General features: G+C 41.1%; 22 protein-coding genes. 19 read left to right on the top strand and 3 right to left on the bottom strand.

Going from position 1 to position 22,389, the window contains the following annotated elements; genetic code table 11:
* Positions 1–163: 163 nt before the first annotated feature.
* From HW271_RS07390 to HW271_RS07335, 12 genes are all read left to right on the top strand, one after another.
* Positions 164–409, top strand: a complete 246-nt coding sequence (locus HW271_RS07390) for a YneF family protein (protein ID WP_004251708.1) — start codon at positions 164–166, stop codon at positions 407–409.
* Positions 410–616: 207 nt separating this feature from the next.
* Complete coding sequence (gene racE / locus HW271_RS07385; RefSeq protein ID WP_045614644.1) at positions 617–1,411, top strand: glutamate racemase; 795 nt, start codon at positions 617–619, stop codon at positions 1,409–1,411.
* Positions 1,408–2,379 carry a nucleoside-triphosphate diphosphatase gene (locus tag HW271_RS07380; protein ID WP_178895470.1) on the top strand — a complete coding sequence of 324 codons (972 nt, stop codon included), beginning with the start codon at positions 1,408–1,410 and terminating at the stop codon, positions 2,377–2,379. Before racE ends, HW271_RS07380 begins: the two co-directional genes overlap by 4 nt.
* Positions 2,355–2,876 (top strand): metallophosphoesterase, encoded by a 522-nt coding sequence (locus tag HW271_RS07375; RefSeq protein ID WP_004251713.1) that lies wholly within the window; start codon positions 2,355–2,357, stop codon positions 2,874–2,876. Before HW271_RS07380 ends, HW271_RS07375 begins: the two co-directional genes overlap by 25 nt.
* Positions 2,873–3,334, top strand: coding sequence for a cyclic-di-AMP-binding protein CbpB (cbpB, locus tag HW271_RS07370; protein ID WP_178895469.1), 462 nt, complete (start codon positions 2,873–2,875; stop codon positions 3,332–3,334). The genes HW271_RS07375 and cbpB overlap by 4 nt, the downstream gene beginning before the upstream one ends.
* Positions 3,331–4,065: a site-specific tyrosine recombinase XerD gene (gene xerD / locus HW271_RS07365; RefSeq protein WP_178895468.1), complete on the top strand. Its 735-nt coding sequence runs from the start codon at positions 3,331–3,333 to the stop codon at positions 4,063–4,065. Before cbpB ends, xerD begins: the two co-directional genes overlap by 4 nt.
* Complete coding sequence (locus HW271_RS07360) at positions 4,065–4,799, top strand: segregation/condensation protein A (RefSeq protein ID WP_016466838.1); 735 nt, start codon at positions 4,065–4,067, stop codon at positions 4,797–4,799. The genes xerD and HW271_RS07360 overlap by 1 nt, the downstream gene beginning before the upstream one ends.
* Positions 4,800–4,811: 12 nt before the next feature.
* Positions 4,812–5,381: an SMC-Scp complex subunit ScpB gene (gene scpB / locus HW271_RS07355; RefSeq protein WP_178895467.1), complete on the top strand. Its 570-nt coding sequence runs from the start codon at positions 4,812–4,814 to the stop codon at positions 5,379–5,381.
* Entirely contained in the window at positions 5,368–6,093 is a 726-nt protein-coding gene (locus tag HW271_RS07350; RefSeq protein ID WP_178895466.1) for a pseudouridine synthase, read from the top strand. Before scpB ends, HW271_RS07350 begins: the two co-directional genes overlap by 14 nt.
* Positions 6,093–6,329, top strand: coding sequence for a membrane protein insertion efficiency factor YidD (gene yidD, locus HW271_RS07345; RefSeq protein WP_016466835.1), 237 nt, complete (start codon positions 6,093–6,095; stop codon positions 6,327–6,329). Before HW271_RS07350 ends, yidD begins: the two co-directional genes overlap by 1 nt.
* A 120-nt stretch (positions 6,330–6,449) precedes the next feature.
* Positions 6,450–7,514 (top strand): glutamyl aminopeptidase, encoded by a 1,065-nt coding sequence (gene pepA, locus HW271_RS07340; protein WP_178895465.1) that lies wholly within the window; start codon positions 6,450–6,452, stop codon positions 7,512–7,514.
* 24 nt (positions 7,515–7,538) lie between these two features.
* Positions 7,539–7,835 (top strand): bacteriocin immunity protein, encoded by a 297-nt coding sequence (locus HW271_RS07335; RefSeq protein ID WP_178895662.1) that lies wholly within the window; start codon positions 7,539–7,541, stop codon positions 7,833–7,835.
* A 28-nt stretch (positions 7,836–7,863) separates the two neighbouring features.
* Here the strand turns inward: HW271_RS07335 and HW271_RS07330 are convergent, their stop codons facing one another.
* Positions 7,864–9,495 (bottom strand): Na/Pi cotransporter family protein, encoded by a 1,632-nt coding sequence (locus HW271_RS07330; protein WP_178895464.1) that lies wholly within the window; start codon positions 9,493–9,495, stop codon positions 7,864–7,866.
* A gap of 280 nt (positions 9,496–9,775) precedes the next feature.
* Here HW271_RS07330 and HW271_RS07325 point away from each other — a divergent pair, with 280 nt between their 5' ends.
* On the top strand, positions 9,776–14,599 hold the full coding sequence (locus tag HW271_RS07325; RefSeq protein ID WP_178895463.1) for an endo-beta-N-acetylglucosaminidase: 4,824 nt from the start codon (positions 9,776–9,778) through the stop codon (positions 14,597–14,599).
* A gap of 109 nt (positions 14,600–14,708) precedes the next feature.
* On the opposite strand, the gene HW271_RS07320 is transcribed toward HW271_RS07325, so the two are convergent.
* Positions 14,709–15,416: a hypothetical protein gene (locus HW271_RS07320; protein ID WP_254729682.1), complete on the bottom strand. Its 708-nt coding sequence runs from the start codon at positions 15,414–15,416 to the stop codon at positions 14,709–14,711.
* A 144-nt stretch (positions 15,417–15,560) separates the two neighbouring features.
* Between HW271_RS07320 and HW271_RS07315 the strand changes: the two genes are divergently transcribed.
* The 6 genes from HW271_RS07315 (at position 15,561) to HW271_RS07290 (ending at position 21,841) form a co-directional block, all read left to right on the top strand.
* Positions 15,561–16,760 carry a phosphoglycerate kinase gene (locus HW271_RS07315; protein ID WP_001096781.1) on the top strand — a complete coding sequence of 400 codons (1,200 nt, stop codon included), beginning with the start codon at positions 15,561–15,563 and terminating at the stop codon, positions 16,758–16,760.
* Between the two features lie 134 nt (positions 16,761–16,894).
* Positions 16,895–17,845, top strand: coding sequence for a dihydropteroate synthase (gene folP / locus HW271_RS07310; RefSeq protein WP_178895462.1), 951 nt, complete (start codon positions 16,895–16,897; stop codon positions 17,843–17,845).
* Between the two features lies 1 nt (position 17,846).
* Positions 17,847–19,145, top strand: coding sequence for a folylpolyglutamate synthase/dihydrofolate synthase family protein (locus HW271_RS07305; protein ID WP_178895461.1), 1,299 nt, complete (start codon positions 17,847–17,849; stop codon positions 19,143–19,145).
* Between the two features lie 3 nt (positions 19,146–19,148).
* On the top strand, positions 19,149–19,703 hold the full coding sequence (folE, locus tag HW271_RS07300) for a GTP cyclohydrolase I FolE (RefSeq protein ID WP_178895460.1): 555 nt from the start codon (positions 19,149–19,151) through the stop codon (positions 19,701–19,703).
* Positions 19,704–19,743: 40 nt separating this feature from the next.
* Entirely contained in the window at positions 19,744–20,574 is an 831-nt protein-coding gene (gene folK, locus HW271_RS07295) for a 2-amino-4-hydroxy-6-hydroxymethyldihydropteridine diphosphokinase (protein WP_178895459.1), read from the top strand.
* Complete coding sequence (locus HW271_RS07290) at positions 20,558–21,841, top strand: DUF308 domain-containing protein (protein ID WP_178895458.1); 1,284 nt, start codon at positions 20,558–20,560, stop codon at positions 21,839–21,841. The genes folK and HW271_RS07290 overlap by 17 nt, the downstream gene beginning before the upstream one ends.
* A gap of 35 nt (positions 21,842–21,876) precedes the next feature.
* Here HW271_RS07290 and HW271_RS07285 read toward each other — a convergent pair whose 3' ends face one another.
* Positions 21,877–22,194: a DUF960 domain-containing protein gene (locus tag HW271_RS07285; RefSeq protein WP_178895457.1), complete on the bottom strand. Its 318-nt coding sequence runs from the start codon at positions 22,192–22,194 to the stop codon at positions 21,877–21,879.
* Positions 22,195–22,389 lie beyond the last annotated feature (195 nt).

The following is a 22,389-nucleotide window of genomic DNA, read 5'->3' as shown; positions in this document are numbered from 1 at the left end:
ACCAAATTTTAGTTCTTTTTTTTATTTTATTGAATTAAAAAAGATTAGAGTAGAAAAAGAATTTGAGTAATGCCCTACCCTTTTGGAAGCGTAAATCAAACTAGTCAGGCGTGGGACTTTATGGTATAATATAGAAGATTCAAAAAGAAACAGGAGAAATATTATGGACCTTATTTTAGCAATTGTCTTGATTGTTTTAGCTTTTCTTGGTGGAGCACTTGGAGGAATGTACTTGGTGCGCAAGCAAATCGAAAAAGAATTTGCTGATAACCCACGTTTGAATGCAGAAGCAGTTCGTACTCTGTTGAGTGCAAATGGTCAAAAACCAAGCGAAGCTAAGGTACAACAAGTGTACCACCAAATCATTCGCCAACAAAAAGCAGCCCTCGCTAACAATAAAAAGAAATAAATAGGAAAAGTCTGGGATGAAAGTTCCAGACTTCTCACTATGTTCAACTGATATTTAGAACTAAGACTTTTTCCTTGCATTCTATTGATATTTGATTATGATTAAGTTGGAGACAACTGATGACGAATCAGTCGGTCGGAAATTTCAGTAAGAAATGTAATGATAATGAACTATCAATCAGAATAATAAGACTAGAAAGAAGACTATATGGATAATCGACCAATCGGTTTTTTGGACTCTGGTGTTGGGGGCTTGACTGTTGTGCGTGAGCTCATGCGTCAGCTTCCTCATGAAGAAATCGTCTATATTGGAGATTCGGCACGGGCGCCATATGGCCCTCGTCCTGCTGAGCAAATTCGTGAATATACTTGGCAGTTGGTCAACTTTCTTTTGACCAAGGATGTCAAGATGATTGTCATTGCTTGTAATACAGCAACAGCAGTCGTCTGGGAAGAAATCAAATCCAAACTTGATATTCCTGTTCTTGGAGTGATTTTGCCTGGTGCTTCAGCAGCTATCAAAGCAAGTCAGGGTGGGAAAATCGGAGTGATTGGAACACCGATGACCGTACAATCAGATATCTATCGTCAAAAGATTCATGACTTGGATCCAGATTTGCAGGTTGAAAGTCTGGCTTGCCCCAAATTTGCTCCTTTGGTCGAGTCAGGTGCTCTATCGACCAGTGTGACCAAGAAAGTCGTATACGAAACCCTACGTCCTTTGGTTGGAAAAGTGGATAGCTTGATTTTAGGTTGTACTCATTATCCGCTCCTCAGACCTATCATCCAAAATGTCATGGGCCCTAAGGTACAACTAATCGATAGTGGAGCGGAGTGTGTTCGCGATATCTCGGTCCTACTCAATTATTTTGAGATTAATCGTAGTCGAGATGCGGCACCACTTCAACACCGTTTTTACACAACTGCAAATAGCCAAAGTTTTGCTCAAATCGGAGCAGAATGGCTGGAAAGAGATATTCATGTGGAGCATGTAACATTATGACAAACAAAATTTATGAATACAAGGATGACCAAGACTGGTATGTTGGATCCTACAGTGTTTTTGGTGGCATTCGGACTTTGACGGATGATGAGTTAGAGTTTCCGCTATTTGATTTGGCCAAAATCTTTCGAGATGAGGAGCGAGGGTTTCCGCTTTCAGTTACCGTTTTACGATATGGTTCAGCCTACCGCTTACTCTCTTTTGTGGTAGATATTCTCAACCAAGAAGCGGACCGAAACTTAGAAGTTATTCAACGTCAGGGTGCCTTGCTCTTAGTTGAAAATGGACAACTTCTGCATGTAGAATTGCCTAAAGAAGGAGTCAATGTTCAAGACTTTTTCGAGACAAATAAAGTCAGAGAAACCTTGTTGATTGCAACTCGTAACGAGGGCAAGACCAAGGAATTTCGAGCTATCTTTGACAAACTAGGCTATGACGTAGAAAATCTAAATGATTATCCAGACCTACCTGAAGTAGCAGAAACAGGTATGACCTTTGAAGAAAATGCTCGCCTCAAGGCTGAAACTATTTCTAAATTAACAGGAAAGATGGTTCTAGCAGATGATTCTGGTCTTAAAGTCGATGTGCTTGGTGGCCTACCAGGTGTCTGGTCAGCTCGCTTCGCAGGAGTGGGAGCCACTGACCAGGAAAATAATGCTAAACTCTTGCACGAATTAGCTATGGTCTTTGAACTAAAGGACCGTTCAGCTCAATTCCATACAACCCTGGTCGTAGCTAGCCCAGGTAAGGAAAGCTTGGTTGTCGAAGCTGACTGGCCAGGCTACATTAACTTTGAACCTAAGGGTGAAAATGGTTTTGGTTATGATCCACTCTTCTTAGTAGGAGAAACTGGTAAATCATCAGCTGAATTAACCCTCGAAGAAAAAAATAGTCAATCCCACCGTGCCTTAGCCGTTAAGAAACTTTTGGAGGTATTTCCATCATGGCAAAGCAAACCATCATTGTAATGAGTGACTCCCACGGAGATAGCTTAATTGTAGAAGAAATCCGTGACCGCTATCTGGGGAAAGTTGATGCCATTTTTCATGATGGTGACTCGGAACTTCGCCCAGACTCACCCCTCTGGGAAGGAATCCAAGTAGTCAGAGGAAACATGGACTTTTATTCAGACTATCCAGAACGTTTGGTGACTCAACTGGGTCCTACCAAGATTATCCAGACTCATGGACATTTGTTTGATATTAACTTCAATTTCCAAAAGCTTGATTTTTGGGCTCAAGAGGAAGATGCAGATATCTGTCTTTATGGGCACTTGCATGTTCCAAATGCTTGGATGGAAGGGAAGACCCTTTTCCTAAATCCTGGTTCTATTAGTCAACCACGTGGGACCATCAGAGAATGTCTCTATGCCCGTGTAGAGATTGATGATAGCTACTTTAAAGTGGACTTTTTGACACGGAACCATGAGGTCTATCCAGGCTTATCCAAGGAGTTTGCTCGATGATTGCCAAAGAGTTTGAACAGTTTTTACTGGAGCAAGAGGAAACCTTTTTAACTCCTGCTGAAAATTTGGCTGTGCTCATTGATACTCACAATGCAGATCATGCAATTCTCCTCCTTAGCCAGATGACCTATACCAGAGTGCCAGTCGTGACTGATGAGAAAAAATTCGTCGGAACTATTGGTCTTAGAGATATCCTTGCCTACCAGATGGAGCAGGGATTGAGTCAAGAAGCTATGGCAGATACGGATATCGTACACATGGCCAAGAAGGACGTTGCAGTGGTAGATCCAGATTATACATTGACAGATGTTTTACATAAGTTAGTGGATGAATCTTTCCTACCAGTCGTTGATAAGGATGGAATTTTCCAAGGGATTATTACACGGAAATCAATCCTTAAGGCTGTCAATGCCCTTCTGCATGATTTTAGTAAGGAATATGAGATTCGAAGCAAATGAGAGAATGGATTTCAGTATTTTTAGAAGAAAAGCAAAATCTATCTAGTAATTCTAAACAGTCTTATAAGTATGACTTGGAGCAGTTTTTAGATCTTATTGGAGAACGAATCTCTGAGACAAGTTTAAAAATCTACCAAGCTCAATTATCAAATTTTAAAATGAGTGCCCAAAAGCGGAAAGTTTCTGCTTGCAATCAATTTCTCTTCTTTTTGTACCAAAAAGGGAAGATTGGGACCTTTTACCGTTTGGAATTACCCAAACAGGCTGAGAAAAAGCCAGGGAAGTCGGAACTTTTAGACCTCAGTTCTTTCTGGCAAGAAAGTGCTTATCCAGAAGGACGCTTACTAGCCTTGTTAATAGTAGAGTTGGGCCTCTTGCCGAGTGAAATCCTAGCCTTAAAAACAGGGGATGTGAACCTAGATTTTCAAGTTTTGAGAGTCAATAAAGCTTCTCAACAAAGAATCTTGAGCCTTCCCCAAAATTTGCTTGCAGAGTTAGAGCCCTTGATGGGGCAGACCTATCTCTTTGAAAAAGCTGGGAAACCGTACTCCCGTCAATGGGCCTTTCGTCAGTTGGAAGCTTTTTTAAAGGAAAAAGGTCTTTCAGATTTATCTGCCCAAGGATTGAGAGAACAGTTTATATTAAGACAAATCGAAGAAAAGGTTGACTTGTACGAAATCGCTAAAAAATTAGGATTAAAGACAGTCATGACCTTAGAAAAATATAGATAATGGATATTAAATTAAAAGATTTTGAAGGGCCTTTGGACTTGCTCCTACACTTGGTTTCAAAGTATCAGATGGATATCTATGATGTGCCGATCACAGAGGTTATCGAGCAATATCTAGCCTATATCTCGACATTACAAGCCATGCGTTTAGAAGTTGCAGGCGAATACATGGTGATGGCTAGCCAACTGATGCTGATTAAGAGTCGCAAGCTCTTGCCCAAGGTTGCAGAAGTGACGGATTTAGAGGATGACCTAGAGCAGGATCTCCTTTCTCAGATTGAAGAATACCGTAAATTTAAACTTTTGGGAGAGCAGTTGGAAGTGAAGCACCAGGAACGAGCTCAATATTACTCAAAAGCACCTACAGAGTTGATCTATGAGGATGCAGAACTTGTGCATGATAAGACGACGATTGATCTTTTCTTAGCCTTTTCAACCTTACTGACCAAGAAAAAGGAAGAATTCTCGAAAAGTCACACAACAATCTTACGAGATGAGTATAAGATTGAAGATATGATGGTCATCGTTCGAGAAGCCTTGGTTGAAGGTCAACAATTATGTTTGCAGGATTTGTTTAAAGAAACCAAGGATTTACAAGAGGTCATTACACTCTTTTTAGCAACCTTGGAGTTGATTAAAACCCAAGAAATTCTCTTGATTCAAAAAGAGAGTTTTGGAGATATTTATCTCATGAAAAAGAATGAAGAAAATCAAGTAGAGCAAAGTCAGGCTTGATAGAGAGGAAGTATGAGTACTTTAGCAAAAATAGAAGCGCTCCTGTTTGTAGCGGGGGAGGATGGCATTAGAGTCCGCCAGCTGGCGGAGGTCCTATCGCTTCCACCAACAGGAATTCAGCAAAGCTTGGAAAAATTAGCCAAAAAGTATAAAAAAGATCAGGATTCTAGTCTAGACTTGATTGAGACAGGTGGTGCCTACAGATTGGTAACCAAATCTCAATTTGCAGCCATTTTGAAAGAATACTCTAAGGCACCCATCAACCAGAGTCTATCTCGGGCTGCACTTGAAACCTTGTCTATCATTGCTTATAAGCAACCTATCACACGTATAGAAATCGATGCTATTCGTGGGGTTAATTCGAGCGGAGCCTTAGCTAAGTTACAGGCCTTCGATTTGATACGAGAAGATGGAAAGAAAGAAGTTCTTGGACGCCCTAATCTCTATGTAACAACGGATTATTTTCTAGATTACATGGGCATTAACCACTTGGAAGAATTGCCCGTGATTGATGAGCTTGACATTCAAGCACAAGAAAGCCAATTATTTGGTGAAAGGATAGAAGAAGATGAGAATCAATAAGTATATTGCCCACGCAGGTGTGGCCAGTAGGAGAAAAGCAGAAGAGTTGATCAAACAAGGCTTGGTAACCGTCAATGGACAGGTAGTACGTGAACTAGCGACAACCATTAAGTCTGGCGATAAGGTTGAGGTTGAAGGTCAACCCATCTACAACGAAGAAAAGGTCTACTATTTGCTTAACAAACCACGTGGAGTGATTTCCAGTGTGACAGATGACAAGGGACGTAAAACTGTTGTTGATCTCTTGCCTAATGTGAAAGAGCGTATCTACCCTGTAGGTCGCTTGGACTGGGATACATCTGGAGTCTTGATTTTGACCAACGATGGTGACTTTACAGATGAGATGATTCACCCTCGTAATGAGATTGACAAGGTTTATGTTGCGCGTGTGAAAGGAATTGCTAACAAAGAAAATCTCCGTCCCTTGACTCGTGGTCTTGAGATTGATGGCAAGAAGACTAAACCAGCTGTTTACGAAATTCTCAAAGTAGATCCAGTAAAAAACCGCTCAGTTGTTCAGTTGACCATCCATGAAGGGCGCAATCACCAGGTTAAAAAGATGTTTGAAGCTGTTGGCCTTCAAGTGGATAAACTCTCTCGAACTCGTTTTGGACATCTAGACTTAACGGGTCTTCGTCCAGGAGAATCACGTCGTCTTAATAAAAAAGAAATCAGCCAATTACACACCATGGGTGTAACCAATAATAAATAATGAAAAAAATTTTAATTGCGCCAGTGCGCTTTTACCAACGATTTATCTCGCCTGCTTTCCCGCCATCTTGCCGCTTTGAACCGACTTGTTCGAACTACATGATTCAAGCTATCGAAAAGCATGGTGCCAAGGGAGTTCTGATGGGCTTAGCACGGATTTTACGGTGTCACCCTTGGTCCGAAGAGGGTAAAGATCCAGTGCCGGATGTTTTCTCATTAAAAAGAAATTCAAAATAAAAGAATCACATTTGTGATTCTTTTTTATTACAGTAAATAAGTTAGATGTTAAAATGTTGATTTCTACTACCTTTCTCCTATAAAAAGTGGTAAAATGGTTGAAAGAAAGAAGGGATAGAAATGACAACATTATTTTCTAAAATCAAAGAAGTAACAGAGCTTTCTGCTATCTCAGGTCATGAAGCACCTGTTCGCGCTTATCTTCGTGAAAAATTAACACCTCACGTGGATGAAGTGGTGACTGATGGCTTGGGTGGTATTTTTGGGGTTAAGCACTCAGAAGTTGAAAATGCCCCTCGTGTTTTGGTAGCCTCTCACATGGATGAAGTTGGTTTCATGGTTAGTGAAATCAAAGCAGACGGTACCTTCCGAGTAGTCAGCATTGGTGGTTGGAACCCTATGGTTGTCAGCAGCCAACGTTTTAAACTCTTTACACGTGAAGGACGTGAGATTCCAGTAATTTCGGGTTCAGTTCCTCCACATTTGACTCGTGGCACAGGTGGACCAACTATGCCAGCTATTTCAGATATCGTTTTTGACGGTGGTTTTGCGGATAAGGCTGAGGCTGAAAGTTTCGGTATCCGTCCTGGAGACACAATTGTTCCAGATAGTAGCGCAATCCTAACTGCTAATGAAAAAAATGTCATCTCAAAAGCTTGGGATAACCGTTATGGTGTTCTCATGGTTAGTGAGTTGGCTGAAAACTTGTCAGGTCAAAAACTAGGAAATGAACTTTACCTTGGGGCTAACGTCCAAGAAGAAGTTGGACTTCGTGGTGCCCATGCCTCTACAACAAAATTTGATCCAGAAGTATTCCTTGCTGTGGATTGCTCACCAGCAGGTGATGTTTATGGTGGTCAAGGTAAGATTGGTGATGGAACCTTGATTCGTTTCTACGACCCAGGTCACTTGCTTCTCCCAGGTATGAAGGACTTCCTTTTGACAACTGCAGAAGAAGCTGGAATCAAATACCAATACTATTGTGGAAAAGGTGGTACAGATGCAGGAGCAGCTCATCTGAAAAATGCTGGTGTTCCATCTACAACAATTGGTGTCTGCGCTCGTTATATCCACTCTCACCAAACCCTTTATGCAATGGATGACTTCCTAGAAGCTCAAGCTTTCCTACAAGCCTTGGTTAAAAAATTAGATCGCTCTACTGTAGATTTGATCAAAAATTATTAAACTGAAAAGATGGAAATTATGGGTATGGAAGAACCAAACCTAGAAACCTTGATACGGGACCTTTACAATCATGCCCGTCAAAACTTGAGTGAAGATTTAGTGGCTGCACTCCTAGAAACTGCTAAGCAATTGCCCAGTACCAATGAGCGATTGCTAGCGGTGCGTCTGTCTGGACTAGTCACTCTTGAACTACTTAAAAATCCCAAAACCCTAGCTCCAGAACTAGTCAATCTAGCCCGCTTTATCCAAAAGGAAGAAGCTAGGTACAAGGGCGCAGCAGCATCTTCCATTATGATTGGAGAGCTATTTAAAATGCTTTGATTCTTTCGAATCAAAGCATTTTTTTATCTTAGATTTGTTCAGCCAAAACCTTTTCAGCAAGGTTCATAGCGTGGTCTGATACACGAGTGTAGTGTGAAATAATATCGATAAAGTTGACACCTGCTTGGGTAGAACATTCTCCGTTATTAAGACGTTTGATGTGGGTCTTACGAAGAACACGTTCCATCTTGTTAATAGCTTCATGACGTTCGATAAGAGACTCAGCCATCTCGAGGTCGTTATTCTCTACACTTTCGAGAGCATCTTTAACGAACTCACTTGTTTGACGGTAAATATCTTCCAACTCTTCTAAGGCAGAGCTAGAGAATTGAACATTCTTACGTTGCAAGTAATCATTAAGATTAAGCAGGGCTTCTGCGTGGTCTCCGATACGTTCCAAGTCTCGTGAAGAGTCAAGGATATTTGTTAAGACTTCACTCTCTTTTTGGCTCAAAGCTTCACCAGATAAACTAATGAGGTAACGAGTCAATTTTTCATCAATGGTATTGATAGCTTCTTCAGTCTTATGTCCCTTCTCTGCAACTTTTTCATTAGAGTTGATGATATAGTCGTAAGAGAGGTCAAAGGCTTTAGCAGCATAATTACCCAAGTGAAGAAGTTCTTTTTTAGCATTTCCAAGAGCGATAGATGGAGCTTGTTTGATCAGTTGCTCATCAAGGTAGAGAGGTTCGTATTTGACAACTTCGTCTTCTCCAGGGATAAGCTTGGTTACCAAGAAGGCAAGAGCTCCGATGAATGGAAACTGAATGATTGTATTGGTAATGTTGAAGGTTCCGTGGGCGAAGGCGATGGTCATTTCTGGAGCGAGATTTAAGAAGCTCTCAAACCATTGGATTAAGCCTGTAAATGGAACGAGGAAGATAATACAGATAACAGTCCCGATAACGTTAAAGGCCACATGGGCTGCGGCCACACGTTTGGCTGCAATATTAGCACCCAAAGAAGCGATAATAGCAGTGATGGTTGTTCCAATGTTATCTCCAAAGAGAACTGGTAGGGCCCCCTGAAGGTCAATCAGATTGCTAGCGTAGAGATTTTGTAGAATCCCGATGGTCGCTGAGGAGGCTTGAATCAGAAGGGTTAAACCTGTTCCGACAAGAACACCCAAGATTGGATTTTTACTAAGTTCCACCATGTAGTCTTTAAAGACTTGTAAATCCTTAAGGGGTTCCATAGCGCCACTCATAAGATTGAGGGCAAAGAAGATACCACCAACACCAAAGAGGATTCGTCCGATGTTATTGATGGTTCTATTTTTTGTGAAGAAGAGACAGACTGCTCCGAGAAAGAGCATCGGTAAAGCGTAGTCTCCCAGTTTAAAACCGATGATAAAGGATGTGACGGTTGTTCCAATATTGGCTCCCATAACAATCCCAATAGCCTGACGCAGGGTCAATAGTCCGGCACTAACCAGACCAACTGTAATTACTGTAACACCTGAACTCGATTGAATCAGGGCAGTCATCCCAATTCCAACTAAAATTCCAAAGAAAGGATTGCTAGTATATTTGTCAATGTAATATCGAAGACGATCTCCAGCTGCTTGTTGCAAACCGTCCCCCATGGTCTTGATACTATATAAGAATAGTCCCAGACCACCTAAAAAGTGAAATGCAATTTCCTGCCAATTAATGGACATTTTCTTTTTCCTCCGAAAACTAATCGCGGAATCTCTCCCATTCTATTTTAAAGGATTCTAAGCAATCTCACAAGTAGTAAATGAAGTTTTTTTAGAAAAATGCTTCTAATTGTCTAATTTATATCATTTATTCACTCCTTTATAGATATTTATGGGCAAGTGTTGACTCTTCCTTTAAATAACGTAAAATGAAAATGAACAGTTCTGCTTTTTCCAGAGCAGTTACTTTTTTAAAACAAAAATAAAGCGCTTACTTTTTTGGAAGTAAAAGGAGAAAAAGATGAAGAATCCATTTTTTGAGAAACGTTGTTGCTATAGTATTCGAAAATTATCAGTGGGTGCCTGCTCTTTGATGATTGGATCTGTTTTATTTGCTAACCAGGCTTTGGCAGAAGAAGTTGTCCTTCCAGCAAATGAAACATCAACTACCGTGGCTGCAGAGCAACCGTCAAGTAGTACGACTGAACAACCATCGACTGCAACTACAGAACAACCAACAACAACGTCACCTGAAGTCTTGAATCAGTTAGAGAAAACTGAAAATAAGGCAAGTGAGCAACCTGTTTCAGAAGAAAAACCAACCTTGGATCAGTTGACTGCAGTTGATAAGGAAGCAACTAGTCCAGCTGCTGAAACTCCTAAGGCTGAAGAGGCACCTGTAGCTACAGAAAATAAGGCAGAAGAAAAAGCAACCGTCTCTGATGTTCCTAAGAAAGAAGAAAAAAGTCTTCGACCAAAAGAAATTAAGTTTGACACCTGGGAAGATTTGTTAAAATGGGAACCAGGTGCCCGTGAAGACGATGCTATTAACCGCTCTTCAGTAGAACTAGCAAAACGCTACCGTGGACATGTCGTCAATGAAAAAGCCAATAAGGATGCTAAGGTTGAGGCTCTTGCTAATACCAACTCTAAGGCTAAAGACCATGCATCTGTAGGTGGTGAAGAGTTTAAAGCCTATGCTTTTGACTACTGGCAATACTTGAATTCTATGGTCTTCTGGGAAGGGCTCGTTCCAACTCCGGACGTGATTGATGCTGGTCACCGTAATGGTGTTCCAGTATTGGGTACTCTTTTCTTTAACTGGTCTAATAGTATTGCAGACCAAGAAAAATTTGCTGCAGCCCTTCAACAAGACGAAGACGGTACTTTCCCTATCGCTCGTAAGTTGGTTGATTTGGCTAAATACTATGGATTTGATGGATATTTTATCAACCAAGAAACTACAGGTGATATCGTAACGCCTCTTGGTAAGAAAATGCGTGATTTCATGCTTTATACCAAGGAATATGCAGCTCAAGTTAATCATCCAGTCAAGTATTCTTGGTATGATGCCATGACTTATGAATATGGCCGTTACCATGAGGATGGACTTGGTGAGTACAACTATCAATTCATGGAAAAAGAAGGCGATAAAGTTCCTGCTGATCACTTCTTTGCCAACTTTAACTGGACCAAAGAGAAAAATGACTACTCTGTAACTATGGCCAAATGGCTTGGACGTAGTCAGTACGATGTCTTTGCAGGTTTGGAATTGCAACAAGGTGGTTCCTACAAGACAAAAGTGAAATGGGATGCCCTTTTTGATGAAAACGGGAAACTTCGCTTATCACTAGGTCTCTTTGCACCTGATACTATCACTAGTCTTGGTAAGACAGGAGAAGACTATCATAAGAATGAAAATATCTTCTTTACAGGTTATCAAGGAGATCCAACTGGTCAAAAACCAGAGGACAAGGACTGGTACGGGATTGCCAACCTCGTAGCTGACCGCACACCAGCAGTGGGTCGTAGCTTCACAACATCCTTTAACACTGGACATGGTAAAAAATGGTTTGTAGACGGTAAAGTTTCCAAGGATTCTGAATGGAACTATCGTTCTGTATCAGGTATCTTGCCTACATGGCGCTGGTGGCAAACTTCATCAGGGGCTAAACTTCAAGCTGATTATGACTTTGAAGATGCCTACAATGGAGGGAATTCACTCAAATTTGCGGGTGATTTAGCTGAAAATACCAACCAAGATGTTCGCCTTTACTCTACAAAACTGGAAGTAACAGATAAAACAAAACTTCGTGTTGCTCATAAAGGTGGTAAGGGAAGCAAGGTCTATGTAGAGTTTGCGACTCAGAAAAACTATACTTATGGTGGAGAGAATGCTCGTAAAGAGCTAACTCTGACTGATGATTGGACAAAAGACGAATTTGACTTGAGCTCATTGACTGGTAAAACAATCTATGGCATAAAGCTCACTTTCGAAAACGCTGCTGCAGTTAAGGGTTATCAATTTAACTTGGGTGAGTTAACGGTGACTGATAATCAAGAGGCTCCTCAAGCACCAACAGCTCTAAAAGTAGCTAAGCAATCTCTGAAAAACGCCCAAGAAGCAGAAGCTATTGTCCAATTTACTGGAAATAAAGATGCTGACTTCTATGAAGTCTATGAAAAAGATGGCGATACTTGGCGTCTATTGACAGGCTCATCTGCCACTACTATCTACCTACCAAAAGTTAGCCGTTCAGCTAGTGCGACTGGAACTAGCCAAGAGTTGAAGGTTGTTGCAGTTGGTAAGAATGGCCTTCGCTCTGAAGCAGCAACTACAAACTTCGAATGGGGAATGACTGTTCAAGACACAAGCCTTCCAAGCCCTCTAGCAGAAAATATCGTTCCAGGAGCGACTGTTATCGGAAGTACCTTCCCAGACACAGAAGGTGGCGAAGGTATCGAAGGTATGTTGAATGGGACAATCACTAGTCTATCTGACAAATGGTCTTCTGCTCAGTTGAGCGGTAGTGTTGATATCCGTTTGACACAACCACGCCGTGTCGTTAGATGGGTCATGGACCATGCCGGTGCTGGTGGAGAATCTGTCAACGATGGTTTGATGAATACTAAGGACTTTGACCTCTACTATAAGGATGAAGCTGGAGAATGGAAACTAGCTAAAGCAGTTCGTGGCAATAAAGCCCATGTTTCAGATATTACTCTTGATAGTCCAATTACGGCCCAAGACTGGCGTTTGCACGTTATCACATCTGATAATGGAACACCATGGAAAGCCATTCGTATCTACAACTGGAAGATGTATGAAACTCTTGATACGGAGAGCCCAAACATCCCAATGGCTAAAGTTGCAGCACGTGTTCTAACGGACAATAAGATTCAACTTGGATTCTCAGAAGTTCCTGCTGGAGCAACAATTACAGTCTATGACAAGGCAGATTCACAAACTCCTATCGCTACTTTAAACACAGTAGTTGGAGGGGATCTAGCAACAGATCCATTGAGCTTTGAAAAACGTCCAAGCCTTCTTTACTATCGTACACAATTGCCAGGTAAAGAAATCAGTAATACTCTTGCTGTAACGATTCCTCAGGATGAGAGAAAGATTAAGGCTGTCAGTCTAGAAGTGGCACCTAAAAAGACAACTTATCAAGTTGGTGAGGAATTGAATCTCAAAGGTGGTCTTCTCCGTGTTAAATATGAGGGTGAAGAAGCAGACGAAGTCATCAACCTTAGTCATGCAGGAGTTACTGTTAATGGCTACGATGCTCACCATCATGGCGAACAAGAGTTGACAGTAGCCTATCTTGGCCTTCCAGTTGCAGGTAGCTTTAAGGTTCAAGTGACCGGTGAAGAAGCTGGTCCAAAAGAAGTCGCAGCCTTGTATATTAGCAAGCAACCGAAAATTGATTACTTTGTAGGCGATACTCTTGACTTATCAGAAGGACGTTTCAAGGTCTTGTATGATGATGAAACGGAGACTGAACATAACTTTACAGACCAAGGAGTCGAAATTACAGGCTATGATGCTCAAAAAACAGGCCGTCAGAAACTTCAGTTACACTATCAAGGACAAACTGTCGACTTTGATGTTCTAGTATCACCTAAAGCGGCTGTCAACGACGAATATCTGAAACAAGAAATCACATCTGCTCAAGGTCGCAAAGAAACATTAGCTTATACATTTGCTGATGCAGCAAAACAAGCAGCTCTAGTTGAGAAGATTGATGCAGCAAAAGCGATCTTAGAAAACCACGATGCTAGCCAAGAAGCAGTCAACCAAGCCTTGAATGACTTGAAACAAGCTGGTACTGACTTGAATGGTGTACAGGTTTATCAAGCAGCTAAGGAAGAACTTGAAACTCTTCTAGGGAAAGTTCGTGAGAAAAATGCAGATGATCCAATCATCGCTCAAGCAGAAACTCTCATTGGTTCAACAAATCCTACTCCAGAAGCATTTGCCAACCTCAAGGAAGAACTCAACAAAAAACTCCTTGTTAAAGAAAGCCATCATGTAGGTAGCTTAGAAGAAGGTGAAACTGCTCCAACAGTTGAAGCACTACCTGAATTAGTGGTTGAGACAGAAACTCAAGCCTTCGAGCGTCAAGAACGTCCGTCAGGAGACCTCGTGTTGGGTGAACGTCGAGTCGTTCAGGCTGGTGCAGAAGGACAAATCCGTCATTTGATTGAAGTGGATGCCAAAGGCAACCGTACTCTTCTTGAGACAGAAGTCGTCAAGGAAGCAGTGGCAGAGATTACTGAGGTTGGTACTAAGATTGAAAGTAGCACTCAACCGCTTGACGGGCCAAAAGTCTTAGAAGTTAAGAAACCAAGCTTGGTTGTGGAAGAAGAAGTTCTTGCCTATGGACATGAAGAACGAGTAAATCCTAGCCTCCCAGTAGGAGAACGTCGCTTGGTTCAAGTAGGAGTCGCAGGTCTTCGTAGAAACCTTGTAGAGCTTGATTCTGAAGGGCATCGCAGTCTTAAGGAAACGGAAGTAGTCAAGGAAGCCGTAACTGAAATTGTTGAAGTCGGTACAAAAGTAGTTAAAGTACCAGGTGACAGACCAGTTACGCCTGCTCCAACGACTCAAGATACTAAGAAGGAAACTACAAAAACAGAACCTAAGACTGAAACATCCGTTTCTCCAGTTCAAGTAAGCCAAGTGGCGAAGCAAGAACCAGCAAAAGCACAAGTTGAAAAGACTGAAGGAAAACAACTTCCAAATACAAGTGCAGAAGTAGATGCAAACCTCCTAGCCCTTGGCTTGGTCGGAGTTTTAGGTGGTTTTGGACTTCTCGCTCAAAAGAAAAAAGAAGAGTAAGTTAATAACTTTGCTTAATGTAACTTCTTAGAAATAAAAAGAAAGATTTGATTCATAATAGAGTCAAATCTTTTTTTGAGTTTAAAAAGTGAAAATCTTGTTTTGGGGGTTAAAATGCGTTCCAAATGAATAGGAAGATAAAAATACAACCCCAAGAGTTACCTGTTCTCTTTTGAATGACGAGCATACCATAAATCAAGATAAAAACAGACAAAGCCTCTAAAATGGCATGGAGATGAAAGCTAATCATCCCATGAATCATCAGACAGATAAGAGCACAAGTCAAGGCTCCGTAATCAAGCCAAGTCTGATGTGATGGAAAGCGACAGTTAATTTTGTTTGCAATGACAACATAATTAAAACCTTCCCAGAATCCCCAGATAAGTCCAATAAGGAGGAACCCCAAGATATTTGTCGGAAAAGAACTTGCCAGAACTTCTCTGGTTAAGAGGATGGATTGAAAAGGGAGATAGGAATGAATCTGCCCTCTACTGATGAGAAAAAGAAGTAAGGGGAGACAGATAGCAGCGGTCTGAATAATGGTTGGGAGGAGATGTTTAGCTAGCAAACCATATTGTTTCCAGCTTTCTTTTCTTCGAATCATTACAATGCTCGTCCCCAATCCAGCAACACAAAACTGGAGAGTTGCGAGAAAAAGAAGACGAATCCAGATGGAAAACTCTGTTTGGTGAGAGAAATCAAGTATTTGTTTTTGGAAAAGGATGTATCCTATAAACGAAAGAATTGTCAAAATGGCAATGATATTGAGGTCTGAATCTGCCTCTTTTTGCTTATCTGTTAGAGTATTTTTCATCATTTAGCGCTCCTTATCTTATTTTTTATTATAAAACAATAAGAAATAAAGGGCAATAAAGAACTGGAAAAGTTTAAGGTTTTGCTATCTCTTTTATTGATTTTGTGATATAATTAACACGTAAAAAAAATTAAGGAGTCTTTCCAAATGGCAAAATTGACTGTTAAAGACGTTGAGTTGAAAGGGAAAAAAGTTCTCGTTCGTGTTGACTTCAACGTTCCTGTAAAAGATGGCGTGATTACTAATGACAACCGTATCACTGCAGCTCTTCCAACTATCAAGTACATCCTTGAACAAGGTGGACGTGCGATTCTTTTCTCTCACCTTGGACGTGTAAAAGAAGAAGCAGACAAAGCTGGTAAATCACTTGCTCCTGTAGCTGCTGACTTGGCTGCTAAATTGGGTCAAGAAGTTACTTTCCTTCCAGGTGTAACTCGTGGTGCTGAATTGGAAGCAGCTATCAACGCTCTTGAAGATGGACAAGTTCTTTTGGTTGAAAACACTCGTTTTGAAGATGTTGACGGTAAGAAAGAATCTAAAAACGATCCTGAACTTGGTAAATACTGGGCATCACTTGGAGATGGTATCTTCGTAAACGATGCATTCGGTACAGCTCACCGTGCACATGCATCTAATGTTGGTATCTCAGCAAACGTTGAAAAAGCAGTTGCTGGATTCCTTCTTGAAAACGAAATTGCATACATCCAAGAAGCTGTTGAAGCTCCAGAACGTCCATTCGTGGCTATCCTTGGTGGTTCAAAAGTTTCAGACAAAATCGGTGTTATCGAAAACTTGCTTGAAAAAGCTGATAAAGTTCTTATCGGTGGTGGTATGACTTACACATTCTACAAAGCACAAGGAATCGAAATCGGTAACTCACTTGTAGAAGAAGACAAATTGGATGTTGCGAAAGCTCTTCTTGAAAAAGCAAACGGCAAATTGATCTTGCCAGTTGACTCAAAAGAAGCAAATGCATTTGCTGACTACACTGAAGTGAAAGACACTGAAGGTGAAGCAGTAGACCCAGGCTTCCTTGGTCTTGACATCGGTCCAAAATCTATCGCTAAATTCGATGAAGCATTGACTGGTGCGAAAACAGTTGTATGGAACGGACCTATGGGTGTATTTGAAAACCCTGACTTCCAAGCTGGTACAATCGGTGTGATGGACGCTATCGTGAAACAACCAGGCGTTAAATCAATCATCGGTGGTGGTGACTCAGCTGCCGCAGCGATTAACCTTGGCCGTGCAGACAAGTTCTCATGGATCTCTACTGGTGGTGGAGCTTCAATGGAACTTCTTGAAGGTAAAGTTCTTCCAGGACTTGCAGCATTGACTGAAAAATAAGAATATAGAAAAAGGAGGACTCAGGTTCTCCTTTTTTGCGCTCTTTTAAAGTTAAAGAGTACTGAGGGATAATTGGACAGAATCCAAAAAAAACAGTAAAATAGAGGAATACCAATCTAAATGAAATTTGAGTGATGAACGTGGAAAAAAGAGAGAATCTTACAAAAACAGCTATTTGCGGTATTATCAATGTCACCCCAGATTCTTTTTCTGACGGGGGTCAATTTTTTGCTATTGAAGAAGCCTTAAAACAGGCTCGAAAATTGATAGCTGAAGGTGCTACTATCTTAGATATCGGTGGTGAATCTACTCGGCCTGGAAGTAGCTATGTTGAGATTGAAGAGGAAATCCAACGTGTGGTTCCAGTCATTCAGGCTATCCGTCAAGAAAGTGATGTTCTGATTTCGGTCGATACTTGGAAGAGTCAAGTGGCAGAAGCAGCTTTACAGGCTGGTGCCAATATAGTCAATGACATTACCGGTCTCATGGGTGATGAGAAAATGGCGGAAGTGGTTGCTAAAGCAGGAGCTCAGGTGGTCATCATGTTTAATCCAGTCATGGCACGCCCTCAGCACCCTAGTTCGCTCATTTTCCCTCATTTTGGATTTGGTCAGACTTTCACAAAGGAAGACTTGGCTGAATTTGAACAACTATCAGTTGAAGAATTGATGGCTGCTTTCTTCGACCGTGCTCTAGCAAGAGCGAAGGAAGCTGGTATTGCAAAAGAAAACATCATGCTGGATCCAGGGATTGGCTTTGGTTTGACAAAGAAGGAAAATCTCATTCTCCTACGTGACCTTGATAAGTTGCACGAGATGGACTATCCAATCTTTTTGGGAGTCTCTCGCAAGCGCTTTGTCATCAATATTCTGGAAGAAAATGGATTTGAAGTCAATCCAGATACTGAAGCTGGCTTCCGAAATCGTGATATTGCTTCGGCTCATGTAACCAGTATTGCTGCCAGACAAGGTGTGGAAGTGGTGCGTGTACACGATGTAACTAGTCACAAGATGGCAGTCGACATTGCATCAGCTATCCGCCTAGCTGATGATGCGGAAAATTTAGATTTGAAACAATATAAGTAAGATGAATAAAAACGAAACGAATCAGTGGATAGCAAACTATCGGACAGATCAACCTCATTTTGGTTTGGAAAGAATGGTAGAGCTTTTAGCTTTACGTGGCAATCCCCATCTTAAGCTCAAGGTTATCCACATCGGTGGAACCAATGGCAAGGGATCTACCATAGCTTTTTTGAAAAATATGTTGGAAAAGATGGGACTAAGAGTTGGTGTCTTTAGCTCTCCCTATCTGATTCATTATACGGATCAGATAGCCATTAATGGGGAGTCAATCCCAGAAGCTAAACTAGAAGTCTTAATGTCGGAATATCGCTCACTACTTGAAGGGGAGTACGCTCCTGCCTTGCAGGGAACGACAGAATTCGAGATTATCACTGCTATAGCCTATGATTATTTTGCTTCTGAGCGAGTCGATGTGGCGATTATGGAAGTTGGTATGGGTGGACTCTTGGATAGCACCAATGTTTGCCAGCCTATCTTAACAGGTATTACGACCATTGGATTAGACCATGTAGCGCTTTTAGGGGATAGCTTGGAAGCCATCGCAGAGCAGAAGGCAGGAATTATCAAGCAAGGAATCCCTATAGTGACTGGTCATATTGTCCCAGAAGCTATGGAGGTTATTGACCAGATTGCGAAAGCGAAAGAGGCTCCTAGCCTGTTCTATGGGGATGCCTATCAGGTTAGCCATCATGAAAGTATTGTCACTGGAGAGATATTTGACTATACAAGTTCTGTTAGACAAGGTCGCTTTCAAACAGGTCTGCTTGGTTTGCACCAGATAGAGAATGCTGGAATGGCACTAACTTTGTTGGATGCCTATTGTCATGAGACTGGGCGAGAATTGCCAGAAAATGATTTAGTGGCTCAAGCTTTAGAGGAAACAAGCTGGCCTGGACGTTTAGAAGTTGTTTCTAGAAAACCCTTGATGATTTTAGATGGGGCCCACAACCCCCATGCAATCAAAGCTTTATTAGCTACCCTGAAAGAACGATTTGCTGACTATCACAAGGAAATCCTCTTTACTTGTATTAAAACCAAGGCTTTAGAGGATATGTTAGATTTATTAGAGGCCTTACCAGATACTAATCTTACACTAACACATTTTGATGATGGTCGAGCGACAGACGAAGAGGTGCTAAAACAGGCAGCTCATTCTAGAAATTTAAACTACCAAAGTTGGCAGGCATTTCTAGACCAAAGTATGATAGATATTGAAGAGAAAAAAACAGTTAGGATAGTAACGGGCTCCTTGTATTTCTTGAGCCAGGTGCGAGCCTATCTAATGGAGAGGAAAAACTAGAGAATGGATACACAAAAAATTGAGACGGCTGTAAAAATGATTATCGAAGCGGTCGGCGAAGATATCAACCGTGAGGGATTGCAGGAGACACCAGCTCGTGTAGCTCGCATGTATCAAGAGATTTTTTCAGGACTTGGTCAAACTGCAGAGGAATATTTGTCAAAATCCTTTGAGATTATTGATGACAATATGGTAGTGGAAAAGGATATTTTTTTCCATACCATGTGTGAACACCACTTCTTGCCATTTTATGGGAAAGCCCATATTGCTTACATCCCAGATGGACGTGTAGCAGGTTTGTCGAAGCTTGCACGTACAGTTGAAGTTTATGCAAAAAAACCACAGATTCAAGAACGCTTGAATATCGAAGTGGCAGATGCTTTGATGGAATACCTAGGTGCTAAGGGAGCTTTTGTTGTCATTGAAGCAGAGCATATGTGTATGAGTATGCGAGGTGTCCGAAAACCAGGAACTGCAACCTTGACAACAGTATCTCGTGGAGTCTTTGAAACGGATAAAGACCTCCGAGATCAAGCATACCGTCTCATGGGGCTATAAAAAATCTGTTTTAAGTAGATTTTTCTAGAAAGGACTAGTTATGGATCAATTGCGCATTAAGGATCTGGAAGTTTTCGCCTTTCATGGACTCTTCTCTAGTGAGAAGGAATTAGGGCAAAAGTTTGTCATTTCAGCTAGCTTATCCTATGATATGACCAAGGCTGCGACGGAGCTGGACTTAGAATCTTCAATTCACTATGGAGAACTTTGTCAGCAATGGACGACTTGGTTCCAGGAAACCACTGAAGACCTGATTGAAACAGTAGCCTATAAACTAGTAGAGCGCACTTTTGAAACCTATCCAATAGTTCAAGAAATTAAACTGGAACTCAAAAAACCATGGGCGCCTATTCATCTACCGCTAGAAACCTGTTCAGTAACTATTCACCGTCGTAAACAAAGAGCTTTTATCGCTCTAGGAAGTAATATGGGTGATAAGACAGCTAATCTTGAGCAAGCGATTGACAAAATGCGAGCTCGTGGCATCCATGTTCTCAAGGAGTCTAGCGTAATTACGACTGAGCCTTGGGGCGGGGTAGAGCAAGATAGCTTTGCTAATCAAGTCATTGAGGTGGAAACTTGGTTGCCGGCGCCAATCTTGTTAAATACTTTGTTAAGTATTGAATCAGAGATGGGTCGGGTTAGAGAAGTGCATTGGGGACCTCGCTTGATTGACTTGGACTTGCTCTTTGTAGAGGATCAAGTTATCTATACAGATGACCTCATCTTACCTCATCCTTATATCGCTGAGCGCCTCTTTGTCCTAGAATCCCTTCAAGAAATAGCACCTCATTTTATCCATCCAGTGCTAGGGCAACCGATACGTCACTTATATCGTCAATTGGAGAAAGAAAATGGCCAAGGTTTCTGAAACTTATAGTAAATGGAAAAGTATAGGGGAAGGTCTTGTAGCTATTGTCTTAGGCCTTCTCTTGGTTTGTTTTGGGCAGGTAGTTCCAATACTGGGTTACCAACTCCTGATGGCCTACTTTTTCTTGTCAGCAGTTTGGCAACTATTGACGCGATGGTTTCAAGAAAAGTCCCGTAGAGAAAATATATTTGTAACTCTAGCCAAGCTCTTTCTTGCAGTCATTCTATTTGACTCAGTCATCTTGCAAGGGATAGCTCTCTATTTCTTGGTTGTTATCATTGGAAGTTATCAGCTTTTTACAGGTCTAATCAGTCTGATTACCTGGTTGCTATACCGGAAAAATCATATTCATCCGAGGATTAATTATTTATTTGATGCTTTGTGGATGATGGGATTTGGTCTCTATAGTATTTCCCCTTTTCATGATGCGACAAATTTTGAATTGCTCTTACTTGGTTTTTACTTGATCATGTTGGGGGCAAGCAGTGTCAGGGATGGATTCTTTTTTGAAAAAGGGAGAAGCAATCCTAAGCTCAAGCGTAGAATGAGAATGACCCTGCCTATATTTATGACAGCCTTGATTCCCATCAGTACCTTACGACGATGGAATGAAAGGTTATCTACTCATCAGGTAGAAGAAAACGAAGTGCATTTGGAGAGAAAAAATGAAAAATCTGTTGACTTAGAAATTTTCATCCATACTTCAGAATCATCCTTCTTCTTGGCCATGGGCCATGTAGATATTTGCTACCAAGGTCAGGTTATTTCCTACGGTTCTTATGACCCTCACTCAGAGCGCTTGTTTGGGACAATCGGTGACGGAGTATTATTTAAGGCTAATCGTGAAAAATATATTGAACTTTGTAAGAGAGAAAGCCAGAAAACCCTATTCGCCTATGGTTTAAGCCTGTCTGAACAACAGAAAAAAGCCATCGAAGAACGATTGAGAGAGATAGAAAGCCTCTTGATACCTTGGGAGCCAAGTTCACAACTGCTGAAAAGAAGGGAAGGAGAGGTCAAACATACCTACTCTTATCAGCTGAAACACGAGGCTGATGCGACACTCTATAAGTTCACATCCTCTAAATTTAAAACCTACTTTGTTCTCAGTACCAACTGTGTTCTATTAGCCGACTCTATTGTTGGGGAGGCTGGAACAGATATCCTGAGTCCCCAAGGTTTTATCGTTCCTGGGACTTATCAGGACTATCTTGATTTAGAATTTAAAAAACCGAGTGGCATCGTAGTCAGTCGTTCTGTTTATTAAAAAAAAATAAAACTCTAGTCAGAAGGCTAGAGTTTTTAAAATAGGTCATTTTCTTCAGGGAGGAGGATAGTTTCCTTGCCGTCCATATCCATAACAAGTACTTTCGGTGGATACAATGGGTCAAAGGGATGATTAAAATCGAAGTCAATCGTTGTAGGTAGATGCTCGCTTGAAAAACGGAAGGTGATGAAACCGTTACTGTTTAAAAGTTGAAATTCTAACTCATCTTCTAGTTCAAATACATGCTTTAAAAAATGATCGATAATATACCAGATTGAGTCGATGACATCGTCTGGGAGATTGGTTACCACACCAAAGCTGGCACAACGTCTATGTGAATCCGTAAAAGCCATTGATACCTCCTACTTAATTTTTTATTATCATACTGCAAACTGGCCTAAAAATCAAGAAAAGTAAACTGATTACAAAAATATGATTATCGGTGAAATTTTTTCAAAGAAACTTTATATATCCCTTGAAAATGCTTACAATTAGTGGTAAACTAGTAATGGTGTAAACATGAAAACAAAATTTTCAACATTAGAAAG

Origin of the sequence: Streptococcus sp. oral taxon 061, from assembly GCF_013394695.1 — a bacterium.
GTDB lineage: Bacteria > Bacillota > Bacilli > Lactobacillales > Streptococcaceae > Streptococcus.
This window is presented reverse-complemented; position numbering and strand designations above follow the sequence as displayed.